We start from the raw sequence: 24,611 nt of genomic DNA on the forward strand, positions 1-24,611 counted from the left end.
TGGCACTTTACAAGCCATAGTGGTTTGTCAAGTGATCTGGGCAAGGAGGCCTGCACCATGGCGATGAACGCGACCGTCCCGATCGGCTCGACCGAGCAGTGGCGTGACCCGAAGCGGTATCTCTGGCTGATCGGGCTCGTGGTGCCGTCGCTGGCGCCGCTCGGCCTGGGGATGTGGCTGCTGACGGGCTGGTCGGCCTGGTTCTGGCTCGGGCCGATCGTCATCCTCGTTGTCGTGCCGGCCATCGATCTCGTCGCCGGGCTGGACCGCTCGAACCCGCCGGACGACCTCATCGAGGCGCTCGAGAAGGACCGCTACTACCGGTGGATCACGTATCTCTATCTGCCGATCCAGTACGGCGGGTTCATCGGGGCCATGTGGGTCGTGTCGGGCGCGAGCCCGTGGGAGCTCTCGCTCGTCGAGAAGCTCGGCCTCGCGATCTCGATCGGCTGCATCGGCGGCATCGGCATCAACACCGCGCACGAGCTGGGGCACAAGCGCGAGGAGAACGAGCGCTGGCTGAGCAAGGTCGCGCTGGCGCAGAGCTTCTACGGCCACTTCTACATCGAGCACAACCGCGGTCATCACGTGCGCGTCGCCACCCCCGAGGACCCGGCGTCGAGTCGGGTGGGGGAGAACTTCTACCAGTTCTGGCCACGCACGGTCTGGGGGTCGCTCAAGAGCGCGTGGCGGCTGGAGAAGCGGCGCATCGGGCGGCGCAAGCAGCACCCGTTCCGCCTGTCCAACGACGTCCTCAACGCCTGGCTCATGTCGGCGGTGCTCTGGGGTGCACTGATGGTCTGGCTCGGGGTGGGGATCCTGCCGTATCTGTTGATCCAGGCCGTGATCGGCTTCTCGCTGCTCGAGGTCGTCAACTACATGGAGCACTACGGGATGCTGCGGCAGAAGGTCGGCCACGGCGACCGGCAGCGCTACGAACGCGTCGACCCGTCGCACTCGTGGAACTCCAACAACATCGCGACCAACGTCCTGCTCTATCACCTGCAGCGACACAGCGACCACCACGCGAACCCCACCCGCCGCTACCAGACCCTGCGCGACTTCGAGGAGTCGCCGGCACTGCCGACGGGGTATGCCGGGATGATCGTTCTCGCGCTGGTGCCGGCGATCTGGCGTCGGGTCATGGACCCCAGGGTGCTGCGCCACGTCGACGGTGACCTGAGCCGGGCCAACCTCCAGCCGCGCAAACGGGACCGGATCCTGGCGACGTACCCGCCGCCGGCGGCTGTGCCCGTAGGTGTGGGTGTGGGCACCGATGAGCGGGGGTCCGCGGGCGTGCGCGACGAGGTGCTCGCCGCGCGGTGTCCGGGCTGTGGTTACACCTATGACGTCGTGGCGGGGGAGGAGCGTGAGGGCTTCGCTGCCGGGACGGCCTGGGCGCAGATCCCAGCCGACTGGTGCTGCCCCGACTGTGGCGTGCGCGAGAAGGTCGACTTCGTGGCGGTGGAGCCGCGCGCGGCATGATGTCCTGCGTGACGAGACAGTCGACGACCTCCCTGCGCGAACGCATCATCGAGGCCACCGCGGGCCTGACCGTCGAACAGGGTTGGGCCGCGGTGACGATGAGCGATCTCGGCACCCGCGTCGGGGTCAGCCGGCAGACCGTCTACAACGAGGTCGGCACCAAGTCCGACCTCGCCGAAGCGCTCGTCCTCTGGGAGTTGGGGCACTTCCTCGAAGCGGTCAACTCCGGCTTCGACCACCATCCCGACGACCTGGTCGCGGCTGCCCGCGAGGCCGTGCTCCGCGTGCTGCAACGCGCCGAGGTCAACCCTTTGCTCCGGGCCGTCGTGTCGGGGTCGCAGGGTGCCGACACCGGGCTCCTCCCGCTCCTCACGACCGACTCCGCCTCGCTCGCCGGGGCGGCCGCAGTGGTTGTCGAGCTGCGGTTGGGCGACTACGACCCCGGCATCGAACCGCACCGGCTCGGCGCCCTCGTCGACACCATCGTCCGCCTCGTTGTCAGCCACGTGATCCGCCCGACGGGAACTCCCGACGAGTCCTCGGGCCACATCGCGTGGATCATCGAGCAAGTGCTCCGGCCCGGTCGTCCCTGAGGGCCGGCCCCCTCATCGAGGACGGGTGGGCAGGAACACACGCGGATGGGCTGACGGAGCACCCACGTGTGTCCGTACTCTCGAGTAATGACTGGCTACCCGCACCTGCTCGCGCCCCTCGAGCTCGGCCATGTGACCCTGCCCAACCGTGTGGTCATGGGGTCGATGCACACCGGCCTCGAGGATCGTGCGCGTGACTTCCCGAAGCTGGCGGCGTTCTTCGCCGAACGGGCGCGGGGTGGGGCGTCGCTCATCATCACCGGTGGATTCGCGCCCAACATCGAGGGCACGCTGCTGCCGCTCGCTTCGAAGTTGACGACGTCGCGCGAGGCCAAGCAGCACAAGGTGATCACCGACGCGGTGCATGCGGAGGGTGGACGGATCGCGTTGCAGCTGCTGCACGCCGGCCGATACGCCTACACACCGTGGTGCGTCGCTCCGTCCGCCATCAAGAGCCCGATCTCGAAGTTCAAGCCCCGCGCCCTGTCGGGACGTGGCGTGGAGCGCACGATCGACGCGTTCGTGCGGGAGGCGAGACTGGCGCGCGAAGCCGGCTACGACGGGGTCGAGGTGATGGGCTCGGAGGGGTACCTCATCAACCAGTTCCTCGCGCCGCGCACCAACAAGCGCACCGATGCCTGGGGCGGGACCCCTGAGAAGCGGCGTCGCTTCGCCGTCGAGATCGTGCGTCGCATTCGCGAGGAGGTCGGCGAGGACTTCCTCGTCATCTATCGCATCTCGGCGGTCGACCTCGTGACCGACGGTCAGACGTGGGACGAGGTCGCTGCGTTGGCCCGCGAGGTCGAAGCGGCCGGTGCCACGGTCCTCAACCTCGGTATCGGCTGGCACGAGGCGCGCGTCCCGACGATCGTCACCTCCGTGCCCCGCGCGGCCTTTGCGTCGTATGCCGCCCGCCTCAAGTCCGAGACGTCGCTGCCGGTCATCGCGACGAACCGGATCAACATGCCCGAGGTGGCGGAGTCGATCCTCGGCGCGGGCGACGCGGACCTCGTGTCGTTGGCCCGCCCGTTCCTCGCGGACCCAGAGTGGGTGCGCAAAGCCGCCGAGTCGCGTTCGGACGAGATCAACACGTGCATCGCCTGCAACCAGGCCTGTTTGGACCACACCTTCGGCAGGAAGCGGGCCACGTGCCTGCTCAACCCGCGAGCCGTCTACGAGACCGAGCTCGTGCTTGGGCCGACCCGTCGGGTGCGCCGTGTCGCCGTGGTGGGGGCCGGGCCGGCTGGGCTGTCGTGCGCGACGGCGCTCGCGGAGCGCGGGCACTCGGTCGAGCTCTTCGAAGCCCGGGATGACATCGGTGGCCAGTTCGCCATCGCTCAGCGCATCCCCGGCAAGGAGGAGTTCTCCGAGTCGATCCGCTACTTCCGCCGTCGCATCGAGGTGACCGGGGTGAAACTGCACCTCGGGCGCGCGGTGACGGCTGCCGAACTTCGTGACATCGGGTTCGACGAAGTCGTGGTGGCGACCGGTGTCTCGCCTCGGGTGCCGTCGATCCCGGGCGTGGACCACCCGTCAGTGATGACCTACGCCGAACTGGTCCGTGGGGAGCGTGAGCCCGGGCCTCGTGTGGCGGTGATCGGTGCCGGTGGGATCGGCGTGGACGTGAGCGAGTTCCTCACGGCGCAGCCGTCGGCGACGCTGGACCTCGCGCTGTGGCGCGCGGAATGGGGTGTGGGTGACCCAGCGGTGTCGCGCGGAGGTCTCGCCACCGCAGTGGTCGAGACGCCCAAGCACGAGGTGATCCTGTTGCAGCGCAAGTCTTCCGGGATCGGCAAGGGCCTGGGCAAGACGACAGGTTGGGTCCACCGGGCCGCGCTCAGGGCCAAGGGTGTCGAGCAGGTCACGGGTGTCACCTACGACCGGATCGATGACGACGGACTCCACGTGTCCTTTGGTGGCGACGGCAAGGACGACGCGCCGCGTACCAGCCGGATCATCCCCGTCGACAGCATCGTGCTGTGTGCCGGTCAGGAATCCGTGCGGACGCTGGCCGACGAGCTGGGGGACAGCGGCATACCCGTCCATGTCATCGGCGGAGCCGACGTCGCCGCCGAACTCGACGCCAAGCGCGCCATCCGCCAAGGAACCGAACTCGCTGCCCGCCTCTGAGCGGCTCCGGCGCCCTCAACAACCTCCCGCTCCAGACGTGCCTTTGCTTCACCGGCTGGAGCAAAGACACCCTCATTTGCATCGCCTGCCGGAGCAAATGGGGGTGTCTTTGCATCGGCACCTGAAGCAAATGGGGGTGTCTTTGCATCGCGGGGTGAAGCAAAGGCACTTCCTGAACGGACCCACGATGACCCCCCGAGCCGCCGGATCGGGCGGGCGTCGGCAGCCCGACGACGGCGCCGACCGTGGCACGCTGTCAGGGCATGACCGGACGGTGGTGGCTCGTCGTCGTTCTCGCCGTGCTTGGCGTGATCCTGCTGACTGTCGGCTTCGTGCAGATGCGTGGCGCGCGACCCACCGCCGAGATCAAGGGTGGCTTCGGCGGTCCGGCCGGGAGTTCCGACGTCGGGTCCCACCCCGGGTTCAATGCGCCGGGTCCGCGTGATCACTGGAAGGTCGGTGCTCCGATACGCATCGCCGGGTTCATCTGCCTTGGCGCAGCCGCAACGGTCGGCCTCATTCTCACGATCGCCACAGCCGTCTGAGCAGTCAGCACACCCCCCGGGCCCACGAGTCGGGGCCTGCGTGACGAGTCGCTGGTCCCTGAGGTCGCGACTCGTCACAGAACCCCCGACACGTGGGGGTCAGGTGGTCCAGTCGGCGGCCAGAGCTGCCATGTAGTGGACGTCGATCCACTCGCCGTCGAAGAGCAGCGCCTCACGACCCGTGCCCTCGTGGACGAAGCCGACCTTCTCGTAGACGTGGCGCGCTCGCGGGTTGAAGTCGTAGACCTCGAGCGTGATCCGATGCAGTCCGAGCACCCCGAACCCGTGGTCGACGATGAGCTGTGTCGCCTCCGTCCCCAGTCCCCGGCCGCGACCCGCAGCCCCGATGAGGGTGCGGAACCAGCACGACCGGTTCCCTTCGTCCAAGCCGGCGAGCACGACCTCGCCGACGAGTTCGTCCGTCGCTCGATCAATGACGGCCAGCACCAGGCGGTCATCCGCCTCGGCCCACCCGCCATAGATCTCGCGCAGCTTCTCGAGAGGCATGCCCCCCGGCTCCTCCGAGCTGGAGTTCACCGAACCCGTGAGCCGCCCGATCTCCCTGTCCTCGTGGATGATCCGATCGATGTCGTCGGCATCCTCGGCTCGGATCGGGCGCAGGGTCACCAGCTCACCCACGAGCGTGGGCTTGGCGGTGAAGTCTGCAGTCACGCGCACGCCTCAGGCGGGCGGAACGATGTCCGTCTGGGCAGGGAGGTTCGCGACGCCGATCGGGCAGGTGAGGCCGTTGGGGCCGTGGTTGCAGTAGCCGTTGGGGTTCTTGTGGAGGTACTGCTGGTGGTAGTCCTCCGCGTACCAGAACGGGCCAACATCCTTCGCTGGCGAGAACTGCGTGGTGATCTCGCCGGCGTTGACGCGCGTCAGTTCGCCCTGGAAGGCCTCGCGGGTCGCCTTCGCGGCAGCCTCCTGCTCCGGCGTGGTCCAGAAGATGGCGGACCGGTATGCCGTGCCGATGTCGTTGCCCTGCCGGTTGCCCTGGGTGGGGTCGTGGTTCTCCCAGAAGGCCTTGAGCAGCAGTTCGGGCGTGGTCTGCTGGGGGTCGTAGGCGACGAGGACGGCCTCGGCGTGCCCGGTGCGGCCGGTGCAGGTCTCCTCGTAGGTCGGGTTCGGCGTGAACCCACCGATGTAGCCCGCCGCCGTCGTCACGACACCCGGGAGCTGCCAGAAGATGCGCTCGGCCCCCCAGAAACAGCCCATCGCGACATGGAGCGCCTCGGTGCCCTCGGGCCACGGACCCTCGAGCGGCGTGCCGAGCACTTCGTGGGTCGCCGGCACCGTGAACGGGCGGGACTGACGACCGGGCAGCGCCTCGGCGGCAGTGGGCAGGGTGGTCTTGGCGCGCGATCCGAACATGGGGCACTCCTGATCTGTGAGGCTGTCCCGAACTGAGGGGTCTGTCCCGTGCAATGCTCCGGAGCACTCAATGATTCCCGAGGTTGCTGCGTCTAGGTGGGTATGGACAAGAACGAGGTGGGGGATCTCGATGCGTGGCTCGACGGGGCCATGCCGCGGATCTATGGCCTGGCGTACGCGCTGACCGGGGATCGGCACGCAGCCGAGGACCTCAGCCAGGAGGCGCTCGCGACCGTCGTGAGCAAATGGCGCACGGTCTCGCGCGCGCAGAACTCCACGGCATACGCGAGAAGGATCGTCGTCAACACGTTCCTGAGCCAGAAGCGCAAGCGGTCGAGCCGCGAAGTGATCTCCGATGCGGTGGTCACCGAACTCGTGCCCTCGACGGACGACCACGCTGACGATGTCGTCGACCGTGATGCCCTCCTCGAGGCGTTGAGCGGACTGCCACCGCGACAACGCACTGCCGTGACCCTGCGCTACTTCGAGGACCTGCCCGATGCCGAGGTCGCCGCCCTCATGGGTTGCTCGGTCAGCACCGTCCGGTCATCCATCCACCGCGCCCTGGCCGCATTGCGATCGGGTTCGGTCACTCACACCTTCAAAGGAGTCTCGTCATGACCACCCAACTTGAGGATCAGCTGCGCGAGGTCCTGCGTGACGCACCCGAACCCGACTGGCGCGCCCTGCGTGCAGCCATCGACGCAAGTGCCTCAGGCAAACGACGCGCTCGTATGCTGCGCGCCACCGTCGGCGGGGCGGCCGCCGCTGCCGCTGTGGTCGCCATCGCCGTCGGCGCGGCGAACTCGTCGATGTTCCAGGGCCAGCGGGTGACACCGGCGAAGTCCAACAGCCCCACACCCAGCGCCTCTGCGTCGCCGAGCGTTCCGGCGACGACCGCGTTTGCGCCTGCGGTCAAACTCGCCAATGGCGACTACCGGTTGCCCGTGTCGTTCCCGGATGTCGCTCCCCAGGGCGCGCACGCTCCGGCCGGCACGGAGCGGATGCTCCTTGGTGACGGGCGGATGCCCGATACGTGGGTGGCCTCGAACTTCTGCCACAAGAACCCGGAAGCAGCGCAGCCGCAGCCGTGGGGGAGCAAGCAGTGGAACTACTACCTTTCTTCGGTCAAGAGGGACGCGCCTGCCGCGCAGGTCGTGGTGGCGGGGTGGCCCACCACCACGGCCATCAGGGCCATGGAGCAGTTGAGCGACAACTCTGGGGCGTGCACCTTCGACCGGCCGTTCCGGAAGGTGGCCTGGCCGGGGTTCGCTGCCACGGAAGCGAACCAGTTCGTCGTTGAGGCTCCGCCGCTGACTCCGGGTGACAGGCGATTCGTGGCCATCCGGCGGGTCGGTGACGTGACGGTGGACGCATGGACCTCCGGCTCTGACGAGGCACATGCGCTCAAGGAGTCCCGCCGCCTCGTGGACGAGAGCGTCGACGCGCTCCTGGCGAGCAGGGCTCTCGTCGACCCCCAGCCGGTGGTGTGGTCGTGGCCTGATGGTGTGTCGGAAGCCTTCCCCGACGGGGCGCACTTCATCCTGCCCGCCATCGACCCCGACGCAACGGTCACCGGGATCAAGAACCTCGTCCCCAGGAACTGGGGCATGAACTCGGCGATGGCGACCGTGCCCGTGTACGGCGCGCAGGTGGGAAATGAAGGCAACTCGGGGATGGAGCCGGTGGCGGTGCGCACAGCCGACTACGTCCTGGAGGGAGCCTCGCGGGGGGCCGAGGGCGAGGCAGCAACGTCGATCGTGTGGTCGTCCTTTCCCGACGGGAAGAAGGCTTTTGACGAGATCGTCGCCAACCGCGGCACGGCCCGGTGGAGTTCGCAGCCCATTCGGGAGGACTGGGCGGACCACGACAGAGGCACGACCTTCCTCGCCACCCAGTCCCGCCAGTTGCCTCCCCGGCAGATCGCACTGCGGCTCGAGGGGAACGTCCTGATCTCTGTGGTCGCACAGGGCGACACCCAGGCGCAGGCACGCACCATCGCAACGAAACTCGCTGACGAGGCCGCAAAGAACCTCGCGAGCTTCGGTCGGGGCCCGGATGGTCGCCCCGGCAACGGCAGATAGCCCACTTCTCAACCCGCCTTGTGTGCCTGAGCGGACCCGGTACGGGACCGCTCAGGCACACAAGGCGAGAGTTCAGGCCCTGGCGTAGACGCTGACGTGGGCGTCGCGTCCGGTGTAGGGCTGGCGCTGCCACCCGCCCCACCGCTCGACGAGTCGCAGGCCGGCGATGCGGGCCATGAGGTCGAGTTCGCTCGGCCACGCCAGTCGGCACGCGATCGGAGCGAAACGTATGCCGTCCGCGGCGATCCGCACGTGGTTCTCGTCGAGGATCTGCGTCGCCGGGTCGTAGGAGCAGACGTCGAGGGTCACGGCGTCGGCCTCCACCCGCTCCGGGCGGGCATGGGAGTGGGTCGGCAACCACGCGCTCGGCACCGCAGCCTCGATGACGAAGACGCCGTCGTGGTCGAGATGGCGCGCAGCGTTCTCGAAGCACTCCACCTGACCGTCCTGGGTGAGGAGGTTGAAGATCGTGTTGTAGACGAGGAAGACGAGTCCGTACCGCCTGTCCATCGAGGTCGTGGACATGTCGCCGACACGCACGTCCAGCTCGGCACCCCCAGGCCGAGAGCGCAACACGTCGACCATGGCCTGGGACAGCTCAATCCCGTCGACACGAACTCCTCCATGCGACAGCGGAAACGCCATGCGTCCCGTCCCGATCGCGAACTCCAGCGCATCACGACCGGCAGCGAGTCCGGCGAGGAAGTCGGCGGCAACCCCTTCGTCGCCACGCGGCGACTCGTCGTAGCGGGCTGCGGCATCGGGACCGAAGCCGGTCTCTGGCGTGAATCCCTGCATGCCCGTGAGTCTGGGCTGGGTGGGACCCGGGCGCGACCCAATTTCCACCGACCTTGTGTGCCTGAGCGATCCCATCTCCTGACCGCTGGGACACACAAGGCGGGTAGAAATCGGTGGCTGGTGGGGCCGGAGCGCGGGACGATGAGTGGCATGGCCATCAGCATCGTTCCCGTCACCACGCTCGACCCGGCTCAGGCCGAGCTGGCCGAGGCGTGGAACGCGGTCTTCGTTGCCTCGGCCGTCGCCGCGATGGGCGACGACCACGACACCTGGTCGATGGCCTCCCGTAGGGCGCGCGAGTCGACGTCCAACTGGGACCGGCGCTACCTCGCCGCCGTCGACAGCGACGACCAGGACCGCGTCGTGGCTGGCGCAGAGCTGACCCTTCCGCTGCGTGACAACCCCGAGCTCGCCCTCATCGACGTCGTCGTCCACCCCGAGCACCGCCGCCATGGCCTTGGCACAGCCCTGCTCGACCACATCACCCAGCAGGCCCGTGACGCTGGCCGGACCTCGCTCGCCCTGGAAACGGCATACCCGAGGGACGGGGCGGATCCGGGAGAGGTGTTCGCATGTCTCCACGGGTTCGACCTGGCCCAGACGAACCACCGCAACGATCTGGACGTCACGGCATACTCGTTCCAAAAGCCTTCGGAGACAGCGGGATACGCGATCGAGACCTCGACCGACGACACCCTCGACGAGTGGCTCGAGGACCGGGCCAACCTTCAGCGACGCATGAGCACCGACGCCCCGACCGGCGATCTCGACTTCGGCGAGGAGGACTGGGACGCCGATCGGATCCGGGGCCAGCGCGACGCCACGAGGAGCAGCAACCGGCGAGCCGTCGAATCCGTCGCCCGCCACGTCGCAACCGGCCGGCTCGTCGCCTTCACCCAGCTGCAGATCCCCACTGCGGAACCCGAGCTCGCGTACCAGCAGGACACCCTCGTGCTCCGCGAGCACCGCGGGCACGGGCTCGGCGCAGCCCTCAAGGCCGCCAACATGCTCGCGCTCCGCACCGAGTTCCCCCAGACCCGCACCGTCCGCACGTGGAACGCCGTGGAGAACGGGCCGATGATCGCGGTCAACGAGGCCCTCGGCTACCGGACCACTGCCATCCAACGCGAGTGGCAGAAGCGGCTCGCCTGAAGCGGCGGCGACCACGCGGCATACGCTGTCGGCATGACTGACGACACCCTCGGCTTCTCCACCCGCGCCCTCCACGCCGGGCAGGACCCAGACCCCACGACGGGCGCCGTCGTCACCCCGATCTACCAGACGTCGACCTACAAGCAGGACGGCATCGGCGGCTTCCGCAACGGCTACGAGTACAGCCGCTCGGCCAACCCCACGCGCACCGCTCTCGAGACCGGTTTTGCTGCCCTCGAGGGTGGCGAGCGTGGCTTCGCGTTCGCCTCCGGGCTGGCCGCCGAGGACGCGATCCTGCGGGCCCTCCTCAGCCCTGGTGACCACGTCGTCGTCCCGTCGGACGCCTACGGCGGCACCTACCGTCTGTTCAACAAGGTCCTCAAGCACTGGGGCGTCGAGCACACCATCGCGGCCATTGCCGACAACGATGCCGTTCGTGCCGCGATCCAGCCGGGCAAGACGCGCATCGTCTGGGTCGAGACCCCGACCAACCCCATGCTGAGCATCGCCGACATCACGGCGCTCGCCGAGATCGCGCACGAGGCCGGCGCCCTGCTCGTCGTCGACAACACGTTCGCGTCGCCCTACCTCCAGCAGCCGCTCGCCGACGGCGCCGACGTCGTCATGCACTCGACGACCAAGTACTGCGGCGGCCACTCCGACGTCGTCGGCGGCGCTGTCGTCGTCGGCCACGGGGTCACCGTGCCGTGGTTCGACAACGAGTCGGCGAGCGACCGCATTGGGTTCCACCAGAACTCGATGGGTGCCATTGCCGGACCGTTCGACTCGTGGATCGTCCAGCGCGGTCTCAAGACGCTCGCCATCCGCATGGAACGCCACTGCGACAACGCCGAGAAGATCGTCGACTTCCTCCAGGGCCACGACGGCGTCACCGCGGTCCACTACCCGGGCCTGCCCGACCACCCCGGCCACGAGGTCGCCAAGCGTCAGATGAAGCGCTTCGGCGGCATGGTCGCGTTCCGCGTCAAGGGTGGCGAGGACGTCGCCGTCAAGGTCTGCGGCGAGACCCAGATCTGGACCCTCGGAGAGTCGCTCGGCGGTGTCGAGTCGCTGATCGAGCACCCCGGCCGGATGACCCACGCGTCCGTCGTCGGAACCGAGCTCGAAGTGCCCTCGGACATGATCCGGCTCTCCGTCGGTATCGAGGACGTCGAAGACCTCATCGCCGACCTCAAGCAGGCCCTCGACCGCCTCACCTGACGTGTCGCTCGTCCTCTGCGTCGACGTCGGGTCGACCTTCACCAAAGCCGTTCTCGTCAACGTCGATTCGGGCACCTTGGTGGGCGCGGCGTCGCACCCGACGACGATCGACACGGACGTCATGGACGGAGTCGATTCGGTATGCCGTTCGCTCGCCTCCCTCGGTCCCGTCACCGAGACGCTCGTGTGCTCGTCCGCGGGTGGTGGGCTGCGCATTGCCGTCGTCGGGTACGAACGTGAGGTGACTGCGGAGGCCGGGCACCGGGTGGCGTTGTCGGCGGGTGGTCGGGTCGTCCACGTGTCGTCGGGGCCACTGACGGGTGAGGGAGTTCGTGAGTTGCGTGCGGCTGCCTCCGACCTCGTGCTGCTTGTCGGTGGCACCGACGGTGGCAACTCAGATGTGTTGCGGCACAACGCAACTCGCTTGGCGAGCGCGCGGATCACGGCGCCGATCGTCGTGGCTGGCAACACCGAGGTCGCTGGCGAGGTGTCGGCCGAGCTGGCGCGCACCGGCCGTCGCCACAGCGTCACGAGCAACGTCCTGCCCCGGATCGGCGTCATCGCCCCGGACGCCGCCCGCAGCGCCATCAGGACGGCGTTCCTCGAGCACGTCATCGGTGGCAAGGGCCTGTCACGCGGCCGAGGGTTCACCGACTTGGTGCGCGCAGCCACGCCTGACGCAGTCCTCCAGGGCGTTGAGCTCCTCGCCGACGTGCGCGGTGAGGACGTCATGGTCATCGACATCGGCGGCGCGACGACCGACGTCTACTCGGTGCTCAGGCCGCAGGGCGAGGACGCCGAGATCGAGCGCGACGTCGCCGGTTCGATGTGGCACGAACGCACCGTCGAGGCCGACCTCGGCATGCGCTGGAATGCCCTCGGCATCGTCGAGGCCGCGGCGCGCGAGCACCTCCCGCTGTCACCCGACACGGCGGCGTATGCCGCCCACGTGGCTTCCGAGACCAGTCACCGTGCGTCGGCGCCGGGGGAGTGGGCGCACGAGGCAGACCTTGCCCGGGTCGCCGCGCTGGTGGCTGCGCGTCGTCACGGTCGCGCGCGTGTCATCGGTGACCGGCCGCGACCGCTCGCCGACGTGGGGCTCGTCCTCGGGTCCGGCGGGGTCCTGCGACACGGCCCTGACGGGTTGGCCGACGGAGTCCTGCGCGCGGTCGTGAACGACCACGCAGGCGGGTGGACGGTTCCGGCAGCCGCGACGCAAGGCGTCGACACGGCATACGTGCTCTTTGCGTGTGGTCTGCTCGCGGAGGGGCACCCGGTCGCAGCACGGGCGCTCGCTGCGTCCATCGCCTGAGGAGGCGCGTCCGGAAAAGCGGTGGGCGTTGTCGGTGGCTCGCCCTACGCTCGCAGGCATGAGTGAAGACACCGCTCGGCCTTCTGCCCGACTAGATATTCGCCTCGACGTCGTCGTGCTCGACTGCCCCGACCCCCTCGAGCTTGCTCGTTTCTACGGCGAGGTCCTTGGCTGGACCCTGGAGGACGGCTCCGACGACGAGTGGGCCACCCTCGAACCGCCGGGAGGCGGAATCAAGCGTGGACAGCCCGGCGGCAACGCGTCCCTGGGCTTCCAACGGATCGGCGACTACGTTGCGCCGACCTGGCCCGGTGGATCGCACCCGCAACAGTTCCACCTGGACCTCGTCGTGCCCGTCATCTCGCAGGCGGAGCCGGCGGTGCTCGCCGCGGGAGCAACGGTTGCCGCCGACCAGCCGAGCGAGGACGGCGGCTTCAAGGTGTACCTCGATCCGGCGGGACATCCGTTCTGCCTCTGCGGGAAGGCAAGCTGATGAACGAGCTGGTCATCGAGGCCGAGAACCTCGTCAAGAGGTTCGGCGACTTCACCGCTGTCGACGATGTCAGCTTCTCGGTCCCCAAGGGGTCGGTCTTCGGGCTGTTGGGGCCCAATGGAGCGGGCAAGACGACGACCGTGCGCATGATGACGACGCTGGCCGTCCCCACGAGTGGGTCGGCCCGGGTCGCCGGCCACGACGTCGTCGCCGAGCCCGAGGCGGTGCGCGCGAGCATGGGTCTCACTGCCCAGAGCGCGACCGTCGACGACCTCCTCACGGGCCGCGAGAACCTTCGCCTCATCGGCGATCTCTACGGCCTGGACCGGCGGTTCGTGCGCAAGCGATCCGACGAGCTGCTGGAGCAGTTCTCGCTCACCGAGGCGGGCGACAAGGTCGTCAAGGACTACTCCGGTGGCATGCGGCGGCGCATCGACCTCGCGGTGAGCCTCATCGCCCACCCGCCGGTCCTCTTCCTCGACGAGCCCACGACGGGGCTCGACCCGCGCAGTCGGGTGGAGCTCTGGGACGTGCTGCGCGACCTCGTGCGTGACGGCACGACCCTCCTGCTCACGACTCAGTACCTTGACGAGGCCGACCAGCTCGCCGACAACATCGTGGTCATCGACAAGGGCCGGATCATTGCGCAGGGCACTCCGCTCGAGCTCAAGACCCAGTCCGGTGCTGCGAGCCTTGTGGTCACGGTGTCGCGACACGACGAGGTGCGTCAGGCGGCCGAGCTGCTCCGAGGTGTCGTCGGCGACGTCCGCGTTGATGCGGACGCGCGCAAGCTCGTCGCCCCCGGCGGCGATGTCGCCGCCCTGACGCGCATCGCGCAGCAACTCGACGAAGCGGGCATCGAGGTCGACGACCTCGGCATGCAGCGACCCAGCCTCGACGACGTCTTCCTCGCCCTCACGGGTCACAAGGCCGAAGACACGAGCAACCAGGAGGTGCCGGCATGAGCGCCGTCACAGAAGCCGCGGTCCTCGACCGCACTGCCCCACGACCCAGTGGCGCGGGCCAGCTCCGCCAGATCATGACGTTGGTCCGGCGCAACCTCACCCACATCAAGCGGCAGCCCGAGATGCTCACCGACGTGACGATCCAACCCATCATGTTCGTGCTGCTCTTCGCCTACGTCTTTGGTGGGTCCATCAATGTCCAGGGCGGCGACTACAAGCCGTGGCTCCTGCCCGGGATCATGGCCCAGACGATTGCGTTCAGTGCCTTCATCGTCGCCATCGGTCTCAACACCGACATCGGCAAGGGCATGGTCGACCGGCTGAGGTCGCTGCCGATCCGACGCTCGTCGATCCTCATCTCACGCTCGATCGCCGCACTGATCCACTCGAGCATCGGCGTCGCGGTCATGTCGGTCACTGGTCTGTTCATCGGGTGGCGCATCCACGAGGGGCTGCTCAAGGGTCTGCTGAGCTATGGCCTCCTGCTGCTCTTCGGGTTCGCGATGATCTGGGTCGGCATCCTCGTCGGCTCAGCCATGCGCTCGGTCGAAGCGGTCAACGGGTTGATGTTCACGACGATCTTCCCGATCACCTTCCTCTCCAACGCATTCGCCCCCACCGAGACCATGCCTTCGTGGCTGCGCACCATCGCCGAGTGGAACCCGATCAGCTCCCTCACCCAGGCCATGCGCGACAACTGGGGCGTGGGCGGATCCGTGCGAGCCGACGCCCCGTGGTCACTGCAGAACCCTGAGCTGGCGACGATCATCTGGTCCGTGGCGATCACTGTGGTCATCGCGCCCCTGGCGCTGCGGGCGTTCAACAAGCGCACGACCGACTGACCCAAGCAGTCGAGAGGAGACAACGCGCCGCTCCCGGGCGGCGCGTTCTCTCCTCTCGACTGGGACTGAGTAGCCTCACGCCCATGACACCCACATCGTCGTCGGTGACGGTGGCCGAGATCCGCGCCGCCGCAGACCTGCTCTCCACTGTCATTGCTCCCACACCCATGGAGTTCAACCGCGGTCTGTCGGCACGAGTTGGTGCCGACGTCTTCCTCAAGTGCGAGAACCTCCAGCGGGCCGGGTCGTTCAAGATCCGCGGCGCCTACAACCGCATGTTCCACCTCACCGAGGCCGAGAAGGCCAGCGGAGTCGTGGCCGCCAGTGCCGGCAACCACGCCCAGGGCGTCGCCCTCGCCGGACAGATGCTCGGCATCGCGGTCAAGGTCTACATGCCGGTGCGGGCGCCCATGCCCAAGGTCCAGGCGACCAAGGCCTACGGCGCGACGATCGAGCAGGTCGGCGAGAGCCTCGACGAGAGTCTCGTGCACGCCCGGGCCTGGGCCGAGCAGACCGGAGCCATCCTCATCCACCCGTTCGACCACGACGACATCGTCGCCGGGCAGGGCACCTGTGGCCTCGAGATCCTCGAGCAGTGCCCCGACGTCAAGACGATCGTCGTCGGGCTCGGTGGCGGCGGGCTGCTGGCCGGCATCGCTGTGGCCGTGCGAGAGCTCAAGCCCGACGTCCGCATCATCGGCGTCCAGGCCGAGCAGGCCGCGGCCTACCCGGCTTCTCTCATTGCAGGGCATCCACTGGCCGCCGCGAAGATGTCCACGATGGCCGACGGCATCGCCGTCGGACTGCCCGGTGACGTGACCTTCCCCCTGGTGCGCGACCTCGTCGACAGCGTCGAGACGGTCAGTGAGGGCGGCATGTCCCGCGCCCTGCTGTTCCTCATGGAGCGCGCCAAGCTCGTCGTCGAACCGGCAGGAGCTTCCGCAGTCGGCTGGCTGCTCGAGAACTCCGAGACCGAGGCGACGGAGCCCATTGAGGGTCCCGTCGTCGCGGTGCTCTCCGGCGGCAACATCGACCCACTGCTCATGCTGCGGATCATCCGCCACGGGCTCGTGGCCGCCGGTCGCTACCTCCAGTTCTCTGTGCGCGTCCCCGACACCCCCGGATCACTGGCCGCGATCCTCGCGGACTGCGCCGGTGTCGACGCCAACATCCTCGAGATCGAGCACATCCGCACCGGTCCGCAGATCAACGTCGACGAGGTCGAGATCGCGCTCCGGCTCGAGACCCGCGGTCCCGAACACTGTGAGCGGGTCCTCGCCGCGATGCGCGCCAAGGCCTACACCGTCATCCACGACGAGGCAGCCCAACTCTGATCAACCAGTCGAGATAAGACAGAAGCACGCCTCCGGCTACCGGAGGCGTGCTTTCGTCCACTCTCGACTGGTGGTGCCGAGGGGGGTCTGGTCAGCCGGTGAAGGGCTTCGCATCGAGGATCTTGACGTCGACCTGCTTGCCGTTCGGCGCTTCGTAGCTCACGGTGTCACCGGCCTTGTGGCCGTTGACGGCCGAGCCGATGGGCGACTGCTCGCTGTAGACCTGCAGCGAACCGTCGGCGATCTCGCGGGAACCGAGGAGGAAGGTCTCCTTGTCGCCGAAGATCTCGACCGTGACGAGCATCCCCGGCTCGACGATGCCGTTGTCGGGAGGGGTCTCACCGATGATGGCGTTCTCGAGCAGCTGGGTCAGCTGGCGGATCCGGGCCTCGTTCTTGCCCTGCTCCTCGCGCGCAGCGTGGTAGCCACCGTTCTCCTTGAGGTCGCCCTCTTCGCGGGCGGCCTCGATCTTGGCGACGATGTCGGCCCGACCCGGACCGGAGAGCTCTGCGAGCTCGGCCTTGAGGCGATCGAACGCCTCTTGGGTCAGGTAGCTCGTCTTGACGACGGTCTCGCTCACTGAAGTTCACTCCTCGGGTGCCCTTGACGAAGCGGGGTCAGCCGCCTGGAACAAGGGGATGGTGGTCCTACGTGAAAGGGTCCGGGGCCTGAACCTCGTGCGGTTCGGTGGGCCCCAGACCCGTTGCTGCAAAGAACAAGGATAGCAACGTCCCCGCAGGAAAGCACGTTGTCACGCGTCAGCGCCCACTGGGAGCGGGCTCTCCTCAGGGAAGTCGCACGCAGGACGAGACGACTCCGACGACCGCGCGGGCACTGGTGCGCACGCTCACCGTGCGGTTCACCGACTTCGCGCCGGCCGGGACGTCGTCGCTCATCGTGCCGACGCGTCCGTGGCGCGTGTCCTGGGCCTCGACGGTGCAACGCACCGCCGCGCCGTCGGGCCGGTGCACGTCGTAGGACACCGAGATCTGCGCGTCACTGACCACCTTGTATGCCGTGACGGTTGCCCTGAGCGCGTTGGCCGAGGCGAGCGCGAACCACACGATGACGGCGACGATGAGCGAGATGCCGATGGTCCCGATCACCCACCAGCGAGTGGTGCCGGGGGCGGGGCGAGGAAGTGGCATCGAGGGTCCTGGGTCGGGAGTGGTGAGAAGCGCAGCGAGTGCGAAGATGGAGCGAGCCCATTGTCGCCTGTGCGACCACCCGATCCTCAAAGGACCCTCTCGTGGCAGACCGCCTCCGTCTCATGTGTGTGCACGCGCATCCCGACGACGAGTCGAGCAAGGGCGCCGCGGCGATGGCGAAGTATGTCGACGAGGGCCATGACGTCCTCGTCGTCTCGTGCACGGGAGGTGAGCGCGGCGACGTGCTGAACCCCAAGCTCGCCAACGACCCGCACATCCTGCGCGACCTCGCCCAGGTGCGACGCGACGAGATGCGCCGCGCCCAGGAGATCCTCGGCGTCGATCACACGTGGCTCGGCTTCGTCGATTCCGGTCTCCCGGAAGGCGATCCGTTGCCTGCACTGCCCCAGGGCTGCTTCGCCCTCGAGCCGGTCGAGGTGGCCACCGAGGCCCTCGTGCGCGAGATCCGGCGCTTCCGCCCTCACGTCATGACGACCTATGACGAGAACGGTGGCTACCCCCACCCGGACCACATCATGTGCCACACGGTCTCGATGGCGGCTTTCGAAGCGGCAGGCGACCCGACGGCATACCCCACTGCTGGTGAGCCGTGGCAGCCGCTGAAGGTCTACTACAACCAGACGTTCAGCCGCGGACGTGTCGTCGCGTTCCACGAGGCCCTCACCGCGCTCGGTGAGGAGAGCCCGTATGCCGCGTGGCTCGAGAACTGGCCGCCGGAACGTGAGCGTGCGGTCACCACTCGGGTGAAGTGCGACGCGTGGTTCGAGCGGCGCGACGAGGCGCTCCTGGCGCACGCGACGCAGATCGACCCCGACGGCAACTTCTTCAAGGTCTCGCGCGAGGAGCAGGCGCGGGTCTGGCCGTGGGAGGACTATGAGGCGGGGCTGTCGTACGTGCCCATCGCCGAGGGGGAGGACGACCTCTTCGCCGGGCTGCCCACCGACGTCGCCGGGGCCGATGCGCTCGCGACCTCACCGGGACTCACCATCGCGCACGACGGACGCAAGGAACGCACCGCATGATCACTCCGCTGCTCACTCACATCGCCCGGCTCCCGCTGTCCGTGACGCCTTCGCCGAGTCCCAGCACCGCGACCGATGGCACTCCGAGCCAGCAGGCAGCGCCCGGCCTGTGGGCGTTCGTGGCGTTCCTGTTCCTCGCCATCGCCCTGTGGCTCCTGATGCGCAACATGAACGCACGCCTGCGCCGGATGTCTTACCGCAGCAAGGCCGCTGAGGCCACCGCCGCTGGGTCGGACGCCGAGTCAGACGCGGTCGTAGAGCGCGATCGAGGCGGCGATGTAGTGCGTGATGAACGCGAGGATCGTCAGGGTGTGGAAGATCTCGTGGAACCCGAACCATTGGGGCGAGGGGTTGGGTCGCTTGATGCCGTAGACGATGGCGCCGATCGTGTAGAGCGCGCCACCGGTGATGACCAGGGTCACGACCGTGGGCCCGGCGTGACGAAGTAGCGGACCGAGGAAGAAGATCGCGACCGAGCCCAGCGCGACGTAGACCGGCACGTACAGCCATCGGGGCGCGTGGATCCACAGGAGTCGGAAGGCGACCCCGGCGATTGCTCCGCCCCAGACGATGGCCAGCAGGGTGATGGCCTGGTTGCGGGGGAGCAGCAGCGCGAACGGCGTGTAGCTGCCCGCGATGATGAGGAAGATGTTGGAGTGGTCGATCCGCTTCAGGGCATTGCCCCAGCGAGGTGACCAGTTGCCGCGGTGATAGACCGCCGACATCGCGAAGAGCAGCACCGCCGTCAGGGTGAACACCGCAGCGGCGGCCCGTGCCTCGACCGTGTCACTCAGGACGACCAGGACGAGGCCGCCGATGAAGGCGATCGGCGCCATGGCCAGGTGCAGCCAGCCGCGCAACTTGGGCTTGACGACGTCGAGCACCGCATCGACACGCTCTTCGAGAGCGTCGATGGTGCGGGGTTCACGTCCCTTGTCCATGTTCCCTACAACGATACCTACGTTTGCGTAGGTTCCGAGCCGGTGAGGTGGTCCACATCTCGCCGTGCGCCCAGCGGTACGGTGACGACATGGCGCTCAGCGATGTTCTCTATGCGGCATACGAGCGTCGGCTGACCAAGCGACTGCCTCCGGAGAGTGTTCCTCGCCACGTTGGGGTGATGCTCGACGGCAACCGCCGCTGGGCCAAGGCCAGGGGGGCCGGGACGAGCGAGGGTCACCAGGCAGGCGCCGACAACATCGCCCACTTCCTCGCGTGGTGCGAGGAGGTCGGGGTGGAGGTCGTCACCCTGTGGCTGCTCTCGACCGACAACCTCAGTCGCGCCGAGTCCGAGCTGCGTCCCCTCCTGCGCATCATCGAGCGGACCGTCGACGAGCTCGCCGACTCGCGCCAGTGGCGGCTCAACCCGGTCGGCGCCCTGTCCCTCCTTCCGGCGGCCACGCGGGATCGCCTGGAGGGCGCGGCAGTTCGCACGGCCGAGGTCGATGGCCTGCTGGTCAACATCGCCGTCGGCTACGGAGGCCGTCGCGAGATCGCCGACGCCGTCCGGTCGTTGCTCCTCGAGCACGCCGACCGCGGCACGACGATCGAGGAGCTGGCCGAGGTCCTCGATGTCGAGCACATCGCCGACCACCTCTACACCAAGGGCCAGCCCGACCCCGACCTCGTCATCCGCACGTCGGGGGAGCAGCGGCTCGGCGGCTTCCTGCTGTGGCAGAGCGCCCACTCCGAGTTCTACTTCTGCGAGGCCTACTGGCCCGACTTCCGCAAGGTCGACTTCCTGCGGGCCCTGCGGGCCTATGGGGAGCGCAATCGCCGGTTCGGCACCTGAACACATCTGTCGCTTGCGTCACATTGGCCCCGCCCGACTCAGGGGTTTCACGGCTGCGGTGCAAAGCCTGCGTGAACAGCTCGACACGCGGCGCGCCTGCGTGACAGGTGAGCGTGTGCCGGACGTAGCGTCACTCCCAACGCGTCACCCTGATGCGTTCGGGAGGCCCATCGCATGGAGCACACCACGCTCCGGAGGAGGGACCGGTCCCGGCTCCCTGCTCGTGGCAGTGAGCCGACCGGGATCCGCACCTTCGAGTCAGCGCACATCCAGATCGTGCGCGCCTAGGAGCCCCGCCGTGGCCACACCCTCGAGTTCCACCGCTACCTCACCGACGACCAGTGCCGGCGCCACTCGCCAGCGCAAGCGCGCGAGTGCGAAGGGAGCGGCCAACGGCGAAACCTCCGAATCGACTGCTCCCGACTTCCTGGAAGTTGCCGAGTCGCCGATGCTGACCTACGTCCTGGACACGTCGGTCCTGCTCTCCGATCCGCGGGCGATCCTGCGGTTCAAGGAGCACGAGGTCGTCCTCCCGATCGTGGTGATCACGGAGCTCGAGGGCAAGCGGCACCACCCCGAGCTGGGGTTCTTCGCCCGCGCGGCGCTCCGCCTCCTGGACGACCTGCGGATCAAGGCCGGTCGCCTTGACGCCCCTGTGCCCGTCGGTGACGACGGTGGCACGTTGCGGGTGGAGCTCAACCACACGGACTCGTCGTCACTCCCGGCCGGATTCCGGCTCGGGGACAACGACACCCGCATCCTCTCCGTGGCCAAGAACCTCTCCAACGAGGGTCGCATCGTCACGATCGTCAGCAAGGACCTGCCGATGCGGGTCAAGGCCTCGGCGTGCGGCATGGAGGCGCAGGAGTACCGCGCCGAGCTCGCGGTCGACTCCGGCTGGACGGGGATGGCCGAGGTGGACGTCACGGTGGAGGAGATGGACCACCTCTACGAGTACGGCCGGCTCGACCACATGGGTGCGGCCGAGATGCCGTGCCACACCGGCCTCAAGCTGCTCTCGCCCCGCGGCAGCGGCCTGGGCCGCGTCGGTGCGGACAAGCAGGTGCGACTCGTCAAGGGTGACCGGGACGCCTTCGGTCTGCACGGCCGCAGCGCCGAGCAGCGCATCGCCCTCGACATCCTGCTCGACCCCGACATCGGCATCGTCAGCCTCGGCGGCCGCGCGGGCACCGGCAAGTCCGCTCTCGCCCTCTGCGCCGGCCTCGAGGCCGTCATGGAGCGCCGCCAGCAGCGCAAGGTCGTGGTCTTCAGGCCCTTGTATGCCGTGGGCGGCCAGGAACTTGGCTACCTCCCCGGTTCCGAGTCGGAGAAGATGAACCCGTGGGGCCAGGCGGTCTTCGACACGTTGTCGGCGCTCGTCTCGCGCGAGGTCGTCGAGGAAGTCCTCGACCGCGGCATGCTCGAGGTCCTGCCGCTGACCCACATCCGTGGTCGCTCCCTGCATGACGCCTACGTCATCGTCGACGAGGCCCAGTCGCTGGAGCGCAACGTCCTCCTCACGGTCCTGTCGCGCATCGGCCAGAACTCCAAGGTCGTCATGACCCACGACGTGGCCCAGCGCGACAACCTGCGCGTCGGCCGTCACGACGGTGTCGCCGCGGTCATCGAGAAGCTCAAGGGCCACCCGCTCTTCGCCCACGTCACCCTCACCCGCAGTGAGCGAAGCCCCATCGCGGCCCTCGTGACGGACCTGCTGGAGCAGGAGCACGGCGACCTCTGAGGGTTCGCTGTCGACCGCGCACAACGGTTCGGTATGCCGGTCGCTCACCCCGAGCGACCGGCATACCCACGCTGTGGCAGGGTGTGGTCCGAGTCGTGCCCGTTCGGTGAATGTGCGCCCGTCTGGGGGCCACCGGCGAAGGGCCCGGTTTGGCCATTCGAGGGTCATCGCGTTAAGTTGGTCTCGATTTGGTAACGCAGCCCGACTGCTCCGTCAGCCGGGCTGTTCTGTGTCGTGAGAGGAACCCTTCGTATGAGCCGGTACCGCGGAACCCACCGCGGGCGCCACGCCCGTCCATCCGAGGGACCCCTGACGCAGGCGCTCAGCATCGCGCGTCGCCCCGCCGTCACGGCAGGGATGGCCCTCGCCCTCGTCGGAACCGGAGCAGTCGGGGTCGGCACCAACGACGCCGTCGCCGACTCCGAACCCTTCACCCTCAGCGCGGCCGCGATGACCCAGGCCGCACAGTCGGCCAAGGAGAGCTTCGCCGACAGCAGCCGCATCTCGAGCGAGCGGGCCGGCGCCAACGCGCAGCGTGCCGCCATCGAGGCCAAGGCTCAGGCCGCGGCGAAGGTCAAGGCTGACGCCGCCGCCGCACAGGCCAAGGCCAAGGCCGCGGCCCTGGCCAAGGCTCGCGTGGCCGCTGCGCAGAAGGTGGCGCGCGACAAGCAGCGCGCCTCGCTCATCGCCGGTGCCCAGGCCGACCCCCGTGGTGCAGCCAAGGCCCTCATGAGCGACTACGGCTTCAGTGGCGATCGCCAGTGGGGCTGCCTCAACCTCCTCTGGGAGGGCGAGAGCTCTTGGAACTTCAAGGCCGAGAACTCATCCTCGGGCGCCTACGGCATCCCGCAGAGCCTGCCCGCCAGCAAGATGGCCACTGTCGGCGCGGACTACCGCACCAACCCGGTCACCCAGATCAAGTGGGGCCTGAACTACATCAAGCAGTCCTACGGCACCCCGTGTGGCGCCTGGGACTTCTGGAACAACCGCTACCCGCACTGGTACTGAGCCGGCGCGGGCCCTGCGCCCACGCTGTCACGCTGTCGCTCACGCGCTGAAGAGCGGGTGCGTCCCCCTCGGGTGGGCTCGCTTGTCGTCAGTAGCCTTGATGTGCCCGCCAACGGACTCCACTCGAATGGCCAACTGCGGCAGGAAGTCCTCGACCCCGACGGCTCCCGCCTTGCCGTACTGCGACACCATGCGCAGGTAGAACGGGCGGCCGTCGCGCGGCTGGACCCAGATGCGGCTCAGGGGTGAGAGCCCGCCGTCAGTGAGTTCCGACAGTGCGACCTGCTTGCTCATCACCCGGCCGCGAGCACTGAGGCTCGTGTCGGACACGGTCACCTTGCGCCACAGGTCCGCGAGGACGAAGAGGGCAAACAGGGCCAGGGGCGCACCGAGCCACTCGCCCTTCACGAGGACGATGAGGCCGATCGCGAGGAACAGGCCCCCGCCCAGGCCGCTGGCAAAACGCTGGGTCCAGTGAGGGCGCCCGACGAGCGGTGCAGTCGTGAGTTCCACTCGGCCCACCCTAGGGAGGGGAGGTCAGAGACGGCGCAGGCGGATGTTCGTCACGGCGTGGTCGGCACCCTTGGACAGCACGAGGGTGGCTCGGTCGCGGGTGGGCAGGACGTTGCGCAGCAGGTTCGGCTCGTTGATCCGTTCCCAGATGCCGGCTGCGGTCTCGCGCGCCTCGGCATCTGTGAGCGCCGCATAGCGGTGGAAGTAGGACTCTGGGTCCGCGAACGCGGTCTCGCGCAGCCGGAGGAACCGCTCGACGTACCAGGTGCGCAGCTGCTCCACGGGGGCGTCGACGTAGACCGAGAAGTCGAAGTAGTCCGACAGCACCTGACGCGTCCGCAGGTCCGAACGCACGGTCGCGGGCTGCAGGACGTTGAGCCCCTCGACGATGAGCACGTCCGGTTGGTCGACGACGATCTCGGCGCCCGGAACGATGTCGTACGTGAGGTGCGAATACACCGGAGCGACGACACGCGGCATACCGGATTTCACGTCTGCGACGAATCGCAGGAGCGCACCGCGGTCGTAGGACTCGGGAAAGCCCTTGCGCTGCAACAGTCCTCGCGCCTCGAGGTCAGCGTTGGGTCGGAGGAAGCCGTCTGTGGTGATGAGGTCGACCCGGGGCGTCTGCGGCCAGCGGCGCAGGAGCTCGCGCAGGACGCGCGCCGTCGTCGACTTGCCGACGGCCACGGACCCGGCGATGCCGATGACGAACGGAACCTTCGCCGGTCGGTCGCCGAGGAAGTCGGTCGTGACCCGGTGGAGCCCGGCCGTCGCGTTGACGTAGAAGGCGAGCAGCCGCGACAGGGGGAGGTAGACCTCCTCCACCTCGCGCAGGTCGACGCGATCACCCAGCCCTCGGACCCGGCCGATGTCGCCGGGGGTGAGGCTCAGTGGATGGTTCTCTCGACGGGCCGCCCAGTCGGCGCGGGAGAAGTCGAGGTACGGCGAGGGCACGGACGCCGTCGGCTCCGACCCGGGCAGGGGACCTGACCCGGACGGGGGAACGAGGGGCGTGGTAGACACGGGCGCCATTGT

General features: G+C 68.3%; 25 protein-coding genes. 17 read left to right on the forward strand and 8 right to left on the reverse strand.

What is annotated here, in order from left to right:
• Positions 1-57 precede the first annotated feature (57 nt).
• From ACFQRE_RS06525 to ACFQRE_RS06540, 4 genes are all read left to right on the forward strand, one after another.
• Positions 58-1,485, forward strand: a complete 1,428-nt coding sequence (locus ACFQRE_RS06525; protein ID WP_380120134.1) for a fatty acid desaturase — start codon at positions 58-60, stop codon at positions 1,483-1,485.
• Positions 1,485-2,078, forward strand: coding sequence for a TetR family transcriptional regulator (locus ACFQRE_RS06530; protein ID WP_380120136.1), 594 nt, complete (start codon positions 1,485-1,487; stop codon positions 2,076-2,078). Before ACFQRE_RS06525 ends, ACFQRE_RS06530 begins: the two co-directional genes overlap by 1 nt.
• A gap of 87 nt (positions 2,079-2,165) precedes the next feature.
• Entirely contained in the window at positions 2,166-4,208 is a 2,043-nt protein-coding gene (locus ACFQRE_RS06535; RefSeq protein ID WP_380120138.1) for an FAD-dependent oxidoreductase, read from the forward strand.
• Between the two features lie 263 nt (positions 4,209-4,471).
• Entirely contained in the window at positions 4,472-4,753 is a 282-nt protein-coding gene (locus ACFQRE_RS06540) for a hypothetical protein (RefSeq protein WP_380120140.1), read from the forward strand.
• A gap of 99 nt (positions 4,754-4,852) precedes the next feature.
• On the opposite strand, the gene ACFQRE_RS06545 is transcribed toward ACFQRE_RS06540, so the two are convergent.
• A complete protein-coding gene (locus ACFQRE_RS06545) occupies positions 4,853-5,425 on the reverse strand; it encodes a GNAT family N-acetyltransferase (protein WP_380120142.1) in 573 nt (190 codons plus the stop codon).
• A gap of 9 nt (positions 5,426-5,434) precedes the next feature.
• Positions 5,435-6,127: a peptide-methionine (S)-S-oxide reductase MsrA gene (gene msrA / locus ACFQRE_RS06550; RefSeq protein WP_380120144.1), complete on the reverse strand. Its 693-nt coding sequence runs from the start codon at positions 6,125-6,127 to the stop codon at positions 5,435-5,437.
• A 102-nt stretch (positions 6,128-6,229) separates the two neighbouring features.
• On the opposite strand from msrA, the gene ACFQRE_RS06555 reads away from it, so the two are divergent.
• Positions 6,230-6,748, forward strand: coding sequence for a SigE family RNA polymerase sigma factor (locus ACFQRE_RS06555; RefSeq protein WP_380120146.1), 519 nt, complete (start codon positions 6,230-6,232; stop codon positions 6,746-6,748).
• Complete coding sequence (locus ACFQRE_RS06560) at positions 6,745-8,211, forward strand: hypothetical protein (protein ID WP_380120148.1); 1,467 nt, start codon at positions 6,745-6,747, stop codon at positions 8,209-8,211. The genes ACFQRE_RS06555 and ACFQRE_RS06560 overlap by 4 nt, the downstream gene beginning before the upstream one ends.
• A 72-nt stretch (positions 8,212-8,283) precedes the next feature.
• Here the strand turns inward: ACFQRE_RS06560 and ACFQRE_RS06565 are convergent, their stop codons facing one another.
• Complete coding sequence (locus ACFQRE_RS06565) at positions 8,284-9,009, reverse strand: methyltransferase domain-containing protein (protein ID WP_380120150.1); 726 nt, start codon at positions 9,007-9,009, stop codon at positions 8,284-8,286.
• Positions 9,010-9,159: 150 nt separating this feature from the next.
• Between ACFQRE_RS06565 and ACFQRE_RS06570 the strand changes: the two genes are divergently transcribed.
• The 7 genes from ACFQRE_RS06570 to ilvA all read left to right on the forward strand — a co-directional run bounded on the left by ACFQRE_RS06570 (position 9,160) and on the right by ilvA (position 16,328).
• The gene (locus ACFQRE_RS06570) at positions 9,160-10,161 is read left to right on the forward strand and encodes a GNAT family N-acetyltransferase (RefSeq protein WP_380120152.1); all 1,002 of its coding nucleotides are present in this window, start codon (positions 9,160-9,162) and stop codon (positions 10,159-10,161) included.
• 33 nt (positions 10,162-10,194) lie between these two features.
• Positions 10,195-11,382: a cystathionine gamma-synthase gene (locus tag ACFQRE_RS06575; protein ID WP_380120154.1), complete on the forward strand. Its 1,188-nt coding sequence runs from the start codon at positions 10,195-10,197 to the stop codon at positions 11,380-11,382.
• A gap of 1 nt (position 11,383) precedes the next feature.
• On the forward strand, positions 11,384-12,694 hold the full coding sequence (locus ACFQRE_RS06580; protein WP_380120156.1) for a glutamate mutase L: 1,311 nt from the start codon (positions 11,384-11,386) through the stop codon (positions 12,692-12,694).
• Between the two features lie 58 nt (positions 12,695-12,752).
• Positions 12,753-13,187: a VOC family protein gene (locus ACFQRE_RS06585; RefSeq protein WP_380120158.1), complete on the forward strand. Its 435-nt coding sequence runs from the start codon at positions 12,753-12,755 to the stop codon at positions 13,185-13,187.
• Entirely contained in the window at positions 13,187-14,152 is a 966-nt protein-coding gene (locus ACFQRE_RS06590; protein ID WP_380120161.1) for an ATP-binding cassette domain-containing protein, read from the forward strand. Before ACFQRE_RS06585 ends, ACFQRE_RS06590 begins: the two co-directional genes overlap by 1 nt.
• On the forward strand, positions 14,149-14,994 hold the full coding sequence (locus ACFQRE_RS06595; RefSeq protein ID WP_380120163.1) for an ABC transporter permease: 846 nt from the start codon (positions 14,149-14,151) through the stop codon (positions 14,992-14,994). The genes ACFQRE_RS06590 and ACFQRE_RS06595 overlap by 4 nt, the downstream gene beginning before the upstream one ends.
• An 83-nt stretch (positions 14,995-15,077) precedes the next feature.
• Positions 15,078-16,328 carry a threonine ammonia-lyase gene (gene ilvA, locus ACFQRE_RS06600; protein WP_380120165.1) on the forward strand — a complete coding sequence of 417 codons (1,251 nt, stop codon included), beginning with the start codon at positions 15,078-15,080 and terminating at the stop codon, positions 16,326-16,328.
• A gap of 91 nt (positions 16,329-16,419) precedes the next feature.
• Here the strand turns inward: ilvA and greA are convergent, their stop codons facing one another.
• On the reverse strand, positions 16,420-16,908 hold the full coding sequence (greA, locus tag ACFQRE_RS06605; protein ID WP_380120167.1) for a transcription elongation factor GreA: 489 nt from the start codon (positions 16,906-16,908) through the stop codon (positions 16,420-16,422).
• A gap of 205 nt (positions 16,909-17,113) precedes the next feature.
• Positions 17,114-17,476 (reverse strand): DUF4307 domain-containing protein, encoded by a 363-nt coding sequence (locus tag ACFQRE_RS06610; protein ID WP_380120169.1) that lies wholly within the window; start codon positions 17,474-17,476, stop codon positions 17,114-17,116.
• A 101-nt stretch (positions 17,477-17,577) separates the two neighbouring features.
• Here ACFQRE_RS06610 and mca point away from each other — a divergent pair, with 101 nt between their 5' ends.
• Complete coding sequence (mca, locus tag ACFQRE_RS06615; RefSeq protein ID WP_380120171.1) at positions 17,578-18,519, forward strand: mycothiol conjugate amidase Mca; 942 nt, start codon at positions 17,578-17,580, stop codon at positions 18,517-18,519.
• A 242-nt stretch (positions 18,520-18,761) separates the two neighbouring features.
• Here mca and trhA read toward each other — a convergent pair whose 3' ends face one another.
• Positions 18,762-19,460 carry a PAQR family membrane homeostasis protein TrhA gene (gene trhA, locus ACFQRE_RS06620; RefSeq protein ID WP_380120174.1) on the reverse strand — a complete coding sequence of 233 codons (699 nt, stop codon included), beginning with the start codon at positions 19,458-19,460 and terminating at the stop codon, positions 18,762-18,764.
• An 89-nt stretch (positions 19,461-19,549) separates the two neighbouring features.
• On the opposite strand from trhA, the gene ACFQRE_RS06625 reads away from it, so the two are divergent.
• The 3 genes from ACFQRE_RS06625 (at position 19,550) to ACFQRE_RS06635 (ending at position 23,060) form a co-directional block, all read left to right on the forward strand.
• The gene (locus tag ACFQRE_RS06625; protein WP_380120176.1) at positions 19,550-20,311 is read left to right on the forward strand and encodes an isoprenyl transferase; all 762 of its coding nucleotides are present in this window, start codon (positions 19,550-19,552) and stop codon (positions 20,309-20,311) included.
• A gap of 448 nt (positions 20,312-20,759) precedes the next feature.
• Positions 20,760-22,052: a PhoH family protein gene (locus ACFQRE_RS06630; protein WP_380120454.1), complete on the forward strand. Its 1,293-nt coding sequence runs from the start codon at positions 20,760-20,762 to the stop codon at positions 22,050-22,052.
• A 252-nt stretch (positions 22,053-22,304) separates the two neighbouring features.
• Positions 22,305-23,060 (forward strand): aggregation-promoting factor C-terminal-like domain-containing protein, encoded by a 756-nt coding sequence (locus ACFQRE_RS06635; protein ID WP_380120178.1) that lies wholly within the window; start codon positions 22,305-22,307, stop codon positions 23,058-23,060.
• 39 nt (positions 23,061-23,099) lie between these two features.
• Here the strand turns inward: ACFQRE_RS06635 and ACFQRE_RS06640 are convergent, their stop codons facing one another.
• Positions 23,100-23,573 carry a hypothetical protein gene (locus ACFQRE_RS06640; RefSeq protein ID WP_380120180.1) on the reverse strand — a complete coding sequence of 158 codons (474 nt, stop codon included), beginning with the start codon at positions 23,571-23,573 and terminating at the stop codon, positions 23,100-23,102.
• Between the two features lie 24 nt (positions 23,574-23,597).
• Positions 23,598-24,608, reverse strand: coding sequence for a type I pantothenate kinase (coaA, locus tag ACFQRE_RS06645; protein WP_380120456.1), 1,011 nt, complete (start codon positions 24,606-24,608; stop codon positions 23,598-23,600).
• Positions 24,609-24,611 lie beyond the last annotated feature (3 nt).

It is taken from the genome of Knoellia pratensis (assembly GCF_042666395.1).
Classification (GTDB): domain Bacteria; phylum Actinomycetota; class Actinomycetes; order Actinomycetales; family Dermatophilaceae; genus Knoellia; species Knoellia pratensis.

Bases quoted from the DNA above. Each gene is read 5' to 3' on its own strand.
- ACFQRE_RS06525 (WP_380120134.1), top strand. From the start codon at position 58: ATGGCGATGAACGCGACCGTCCCGATCGGCTCGACCGAGCAGTGGCGT.
- ACFQRE_RS06530 (WP_380120136.1), top strand. From the start codon at position 1,485: ATGTCCTGCGTGACGAGACAGTCGACGACCTCCCTGCGCGAACGCATC.
- ACFQRE_RS06535 (WP_380120138.1), top strand. From the start codon at position 2,166: ATGACTGGCTACCCGCACCTGCTCGCGCCCCTCGAGCTCGGCCATGTG.
- ACFQRE_RS06540 (WP_380120140.1), top strand. From the start codon at position 4,472: ATGACCGGACGGTGGTGGCTCGTCGTCGTTCTCGCCGTGCTTGGCGTG.
- msrA (WP_380120144.1), bottom strand. From the start codon at position 6,127: ATGTTCGGATCGCGCGCCAAGACCACCCTGCCCACTGCCGCCGAGGCG.
- ACFQRE_RS06555 (WP_380120146.1), top strand. From the start codon at position 6,230: ATGGACAAGAACGAGGTGGGGGATCTCGATGCGTGGCTCGACGGGGCC.
- ACFQRE_RS06560 (WP_380120148.1), top strand. From the start codon at position 6,745: ATGACCACCCAACTTGAGGATCAGCTGCGCGAGGTCCTGCGTGACGCA.
- ACFQRE_RS06565 (WP_380120150.1), bottom strand. From the start codon at position 9,009: ATGCAGGGATTCACGCCAGAGACCGGCTTCGGTCCCGATGCCGCAGCC.
- ACFQRE_RS06570 (WP_380120152.1), top strand. From the start codon at position 9,160: ATGGCCATCAGCATCGTTCCCGTCACCACGCTCGACCCGGCTCAGGCC.
- ACFQRE_RS06575 (WP_380120154.1), top strand. From the start codon at position 10,195: ATGACTGACGACACCCTCGGCTTCTCCACCCGCGCCCTCCACGCCGGG.
- ACFQRE_RS06585 (WP_380120158.1), top strand. From the start codon at position 12,753: ATGAGTGAAGACACCGCTCGGCCTTCTGCCCGACTAGATATTCGCCTC.
- ACFQRE_RS06590 (WP_380120161.1), top strand. From the start codon at position 13,187: ATGAACGAGCTGGTCATCGAGGCCGAGAACCTCGTCAAGAGGTTCGGC.
- ACFQRE_RS06595 (WP_380120163.1), top strand. From the start codon at position 14,149: ATGAGCGCCGTCACAGAAGCCGCGGTCCTCGACCGCACTGCCCCACGA.
- ilvA (WP_380120165.1), top strand. From the start codon at position 15,078: ATGACACCCACATCGTCGTCGGTGACGGTGGCCGAGATCCGCGCCGCC.
- ACFQRE_RS06610 (WP_380120169.1), bottom strand. From the start codon at position 17,476: ATGCCACTTCCTCGCCCCGCCCCCGGCACCACTCGCTGGTGGGTGATC.
- trhA (WP_380120174.1), bottom strand. From the start codon at position 19,460: ATGGACAAGGGACGTGAACCCCGCACCATCGACGCTCTCGAAGAGCGT.
- ACFQRE_RS06625 (WP_380120176.1), top strand. From the start codon at position 19,550: ATGGCGCTCAGCGATGTTCTCTATGCGGCATACGAGCGTCGGCTGACC.
- ACFQRE_RS06630 (WP_380120454.1), top strand. From the start codon at position 20,760: ATGCTGACCTACGTCCTGGACACGTCGGTCCTGCTCTCCGATCCGCGG.
- ACFQRE_RS06635 (WP_380120178.1), top strand. From the start codon at position 22,305: ATGAGCCGGTACCGCGGAACCCACCGCGGGCGCCACGCCCGTCCATCC.
- coaA (WP_380120456.1), bottom strand. From the start codon at position 24,608: ATGGCGCCCGTGTCTACCACGCCCCTCGTTCCCCCGTCCGGGTCAGGT.